We start from the raw sequence: 4,281 nt of genomic DNA on the forward strand, positions 1-4,281 counted from the left end.
ACATTACTAACATCGGGGTGTACTAATCAACGGGGAGCAGGTCAAACTGTATAAACAACTTCTGATCGCATACTGCATCTTTTTATCAAACCCACAGCAGGAGACAGGCAGATGTAACTACGTTATGCGGAAGCTATCTGGCATTTGAGTATCTTATAGTTTCAAGAAAGCGTTTTCATCTCATGTAAAGGTTCCAGCTTTTGCTACATAATTCCTAATTACTCCGGTCAGTTTAGAACTAGAAAGCTGACCGGAAAAAGCCACAATATTGAATACTTATAAATCATAACCAGAGCTTCAAAAACAGGCGGATATTCAAAGCAGCAGGATGTAATCCATAACCGTGAACAGGATTAATTATCACTAGGTATCCAACATATCCCATTCATCTCCAAGCACCCATCTTAAGGCAGATAACTTGCCATTGATCATTCCCCATTCAAAATCATCCCAAGGGCCAGTGTCTTCATATTTTTCTTCGACTTTCTCAGCTGCCAACTTTGCCCTTTCCCAGATATCTTCATGAATAACATTATTACCATGGCGTGCATCTCCTTTAGGTATTATAGAAATATCACCTATTTCAATTTTATACTCCCTGTATTTATGCCGGTTATACCATACTTTTTCACAATACTCATTAATCGCAGTTAGTATATCTGTTAAGCTTCTTGTGTCATCATCAAACCAATTATTTTCTTCTTCAAGCACACTCAAAAGCTCAGGTTCTATACTATTTATAGCCTCCGCAATATCTAAATGATAATGGACATTATCAGAAAATATTTCACCAAAATCCGGATGTGGATTTCGCCTATCAGTTAATGAGCTGAAATCCGTATAGTTTTCCGTAACAAAATGGAAGACGCCATTTTTATCTTTCATAAAGTCGTAAAACAACTCAATTAATATTGAATCAGCAACGCTGTTTTTCGAGCGATGAAAAGGGGCTCTCTTATCCAATGCCCTTGCCACGGCTTTTAACCGAACGGAATCACTAGCCTCAAGACTTATACATTTATCCATCAGAGATTCAATCATCTCCGCTGTATGCCCTGTAACTTCGCTTAAAATAGGCAAGCGACTTCCAACATCATTTAATACAGCTAGCGCTTGGTCCTTACCATTACCTCCATAAGCCCCAATTATTTTTTTGATTTTATGGAATTCCGAACCAATTTGCTGCTTAGTAGCCTCAATAACCCTGTCCTTATTTCGAAGGAACTCTTCTTTCACCAAGGTTGGGATTACAATAGCAGCGTTGTTACTATTCAATAATTGGTTAAATGCTTCAAGTAGTGCATGCTGGTTCTTTGACTTTGCTATAGTTAGCCAAACACAGGTATCGATGTAGAGATAATGCACTTTTTTAATCTCCACAAGTAAGGAATAGAAACAATACTAATCTTCAGAGAAGTTGGTAGCAATTATTAATAATCACCTTAAACCAAACTGAATGTTACTTCGGTCTTGGATGCCTATCTGATGGCACACCAATCATACATAATCCTGAATGGACGGCGATCAACTATGTGAATTAGCTATATAACATAACCTCTTTTAGACCACTCCTGACGGTCAAAAGAAATACATACCGCTACCCAAAATGCCAGCTCGAGCCTGAGATGCAGATGAGTCTTAATCAAGTATTGCAGCTATAGTGGCCCTGGAAACGCCGTATTCACGCGCTAACGCACTGACACTGGCTCCGCTATTCTTTTTCTCTATAATCGCCATACGGGCTTCTGGTGCGATTTTAGAAGGTCTGCCCAATTTCTTGCCTTCGGCTTTTGCTCGTGACAGCCCCGCCTGAGTGCGCTCAATGAGCAAGTCACGCTCCATCTCTGCAACCGCTGCCAGCATTGACAGCAGAAGCTTACCCGCAGCGGAGGTGAGATCAGTCGTGCCAAGCTGGTGGACAATAACCTTGATATTTCGGTCAGCCAACTTTCTGACAGTTTGCAGAACGTCAATCGCATCACGCCCCAGACGGTCTAGTTTTGCAACTACCAACGTTTCACCATCGCGGATTTTGCTGAGCATTTCAGAAAACGCTTTGCGTTGCACCGCAGGAACCTTCCCGCTAACAACATCAGTAAACCAAAAGTCGAAAGTCCATCCAGCTTGCTCAAGTTCCAAACGCTGGTTCTCAGTATCTTGCTGCGATGTCGAAACACGCCCGTAGCCAAAAATCGCCATAGTCATCTCCTCACCCGGCCCCTGCCAGAAATCGGTGTCAACAATAGGACGCCTGCCAACAATTGCCAAGGCTAATTTCTCCACAGTCTGGAAGTCACCTCAACAGAGATGCCGGAAAACGGTCGTTTGTTGGCGCTTAAAACGGATAAAGAAATGTTAGGCTGAAACCATCACTTCATAAGGACAACTGGAATGATTAAAGACGCGATTTTTTCACCGTGCGGCCAGTATCGCTACTCGTTATCACGAGTCTGGGACGAATCAAAACCATATGCCCTTTTCATCGGGCTAAACCCTTCATATGCCGATGCTGAGAACGATGATCGCACCTTGAGCCGCTGCATATCGTTTGCCAAAAACTGGGGCTACGGCGGGCTATACATGGCCAACCTGTTCGCGTTCGTTCATACCCAGCGACATGAAATGATGAAAGCACCTGATCCCATTGGTATAGATAACGATAGCCATCTGATAAGGCTTATTGCCGGTGCCGGTCTGGTAGTGGCGGCATGGGGCAACGAAGGCAGACATCTCAAGCGCTCAACAGTAGTCCGACAGTTGCTACCAGAAACCACAATGTGCTTTGTCTTAAACGCCACAGGTGAACCCAAACACCCTCTGTATATGAAAAATGACAGTGTTCTCATACCCTTAAGTTAGCAACAACTACTGCGTTCAGAATATGAACGCAGTATATTGATAAGTAAGATTTTTATCGTAAAACCATTGTGCTACCGTGCTCGAAATGTTCTCAAATCTGCTCAGTTCGAACGACCCTGATGCCGGTTTGAAGTTCCCTTCAATAAGGTCGCACTATGAAGAGTCGAAAATACGTAGCTGCTGAAGCAGACCGCAAATCCTTTAAGGTTTCAGCCGGGATCGATTGGCTGGACTTAAAGATCAGCTTCTCCAGACTGACCCAGCATCGCTACGTTCAGGATGAATTACTTAAAATCACCGGATTAAAACTCTGGGTTAAACCCTGCGGTCTACGTATCTCAAAGCTGTCATCATGCGCCCCCCGTCCCGACAACAACGTTAAAACGTGGGTAAAACCTACGATAAGCAGCACTAACGATACTTTTCGGATTTGCTTCCGTGATCTACTGGCAAACCATGGCGGGAAGCTGGAAGCTGCACTCAAGCAATTGCAAAACCGTTTCCCATTTGCGTGTGAGCCACAAATCGTGGGAGTCGAAGTTTTCTGCGATTTCTGGCATAAACAACGGTCAGTATCAGCGACACGAGCAATGACCTATCGGCTCCAGACAAGCCTGTTTAGTAACGGAACCAGACCAAGGCAATTCAATCCCGCTTCGTGGAAAAATGTCTACCTTTTCCCCGGAACACGTATTACTCCATATCGAAACTTCAGGACTGGTAACAAGTGGGACAACATCTCGTGGCAGGTCTACCACAAACGCACTGACAACGATCAGAAACTACCTGTAGAAGAGCAACGCGCTCGTGTTGAAGTCACGTTAAAAGGTGCTGCGCTCACTCACTACTCTCTTCACCATCTTAGCGACATGCAGCGCTTTCGATTTGAAACCCTCGCTCACCTGTTCAAATTTCGCAAACCAATAGAGCCTGAAATGATGGCTGACGGTGATTTGTTCCGGTTTACCGCTATCAACGCAGTTCGTAGGGTGAACGACGCAACAGCCGAGCGCGGATTGCATTCTTTCAATAACATCGGACGTAGGGATAAACGTAGCTGGATGATGGTCAACGGTTACAAGCGCCTACGGAAAGAAAGCTCTCATCTGGCGGTTGTTAGCGATCTGCAAAACGCCGTCAAAGGTGCTTTACGCCGTCTCAACGTTTGAGCCGCCGCCCGCTCCCCTATTCCAGAAAAAAGTGACAATCAGCAGGAAAGAGGCCGCATTCCTGCTGGTCTGGATGCAGTTCTCTTAATAACTATATATAACAACTCAACTATCAGCTCACATACCTTCGCTAAGGGTGTTTATCGGTGGCAGTTCCTTTCAATCAAACACGAACCAAACGTTGTGACACTACATCGGGTTCGCGGTGCAAATGCATCCGGATAAGTTTGGTGCGGGAAAGTGGATCTCCTAG

Annotated in this window: 4 protein-coding genes; 2 read left to right on the top strand and 2 right to left on the bottom strand. The window is 44.6% G+C overall.

Annotation, left to right across the window (positions count from 1 at the left end; genetic code table 11):
* Positions 1–363 precede the first annotated feature (363 nt).
* A complete protein-coding gene (locus tag ACVCAM_RS25910) occupies positions 364–1,365 on the bottom strand; it encodes a PIN domain-containing protein (protein ID WP_025912433.1) in 1,002 nt (333 codons plus the stop codon).
* 273 nt (positions 1,366–1,638) lie between these two features.
* Positions 1,639–2,199 carry a recombinase family protein gene (locus ACVCAM_RS25915; RefSeq protein ID WP_023344851.1) on the bottom strand — a complete coding sequence of 187 codons (561 nt, stop codon included), beginning with the start codon at positions 2,197–2,199 and terminating at the stop codon, positions 1,639–1,641.
* Positions 2,200–2,391: 192 nt separating this feature from the next.
* Between ACVCAM_RS25915 and ACVCAM_RS25920 the strand changes: the two genes are divergently transcribed.
* Both ACVCAM_RS25920 and ACVCAM_RS25925 read left to right on the top strand, forming a co-directional pair.
* On the top strand, positions 2,392–2,859 hold the full coding sequence (locus tag ACVCAM_RS25920) for a DUF1643 domain-containing protein (protein ID WP_025912434.1): 468 nt from the start codon (positions 2,392–2,394) through the stop codon (positions 2,857–2,859).
* Positions 2,860–3,014: 155 nt separating this feature from the next.
* Entirely contained in the window at positions 3,015–4,028 is a 1,014-nt protein-coding gene (locus ACVCAM_RS25925; RefSeq protein ID WP_025912435.1) for a hypothetical protein, read from the top strand.
* Positions 4,029–4,281 lie beyond the last annotated feature (253 nt).

The sequence above is a fragment of the Enterobacter sp. CFEC122 genome (genome assembly GCF_052983755.1).

What these genes read in the sequence shown, in the direction of transcription:
- ACVCAM_RS25915 (WP_023344851.1), bottom strand. Translation starts at nt 2,199, where the DNA reads ATGGCGATTTTTGGCTACGGGCGTGTTTCGACATCGCAGCAAGATACT.
- ACVCAM_RS25920 (WP_025912434.1), top strand. Translation starts at nt 2,392, where the DNA reads ATGATTAAAGACGCGATTTTTTCACCGTGCGGCCAGTATCGCTACTCG.
- ACVCAM_RS25925 (WP_025912435.1), top strand. Translation starts at nt 3,015, where the DNA reads ATGAAGAGTCGAAAATACGTAGCTGCTGAAGCAGACCGCAAATCCTTT.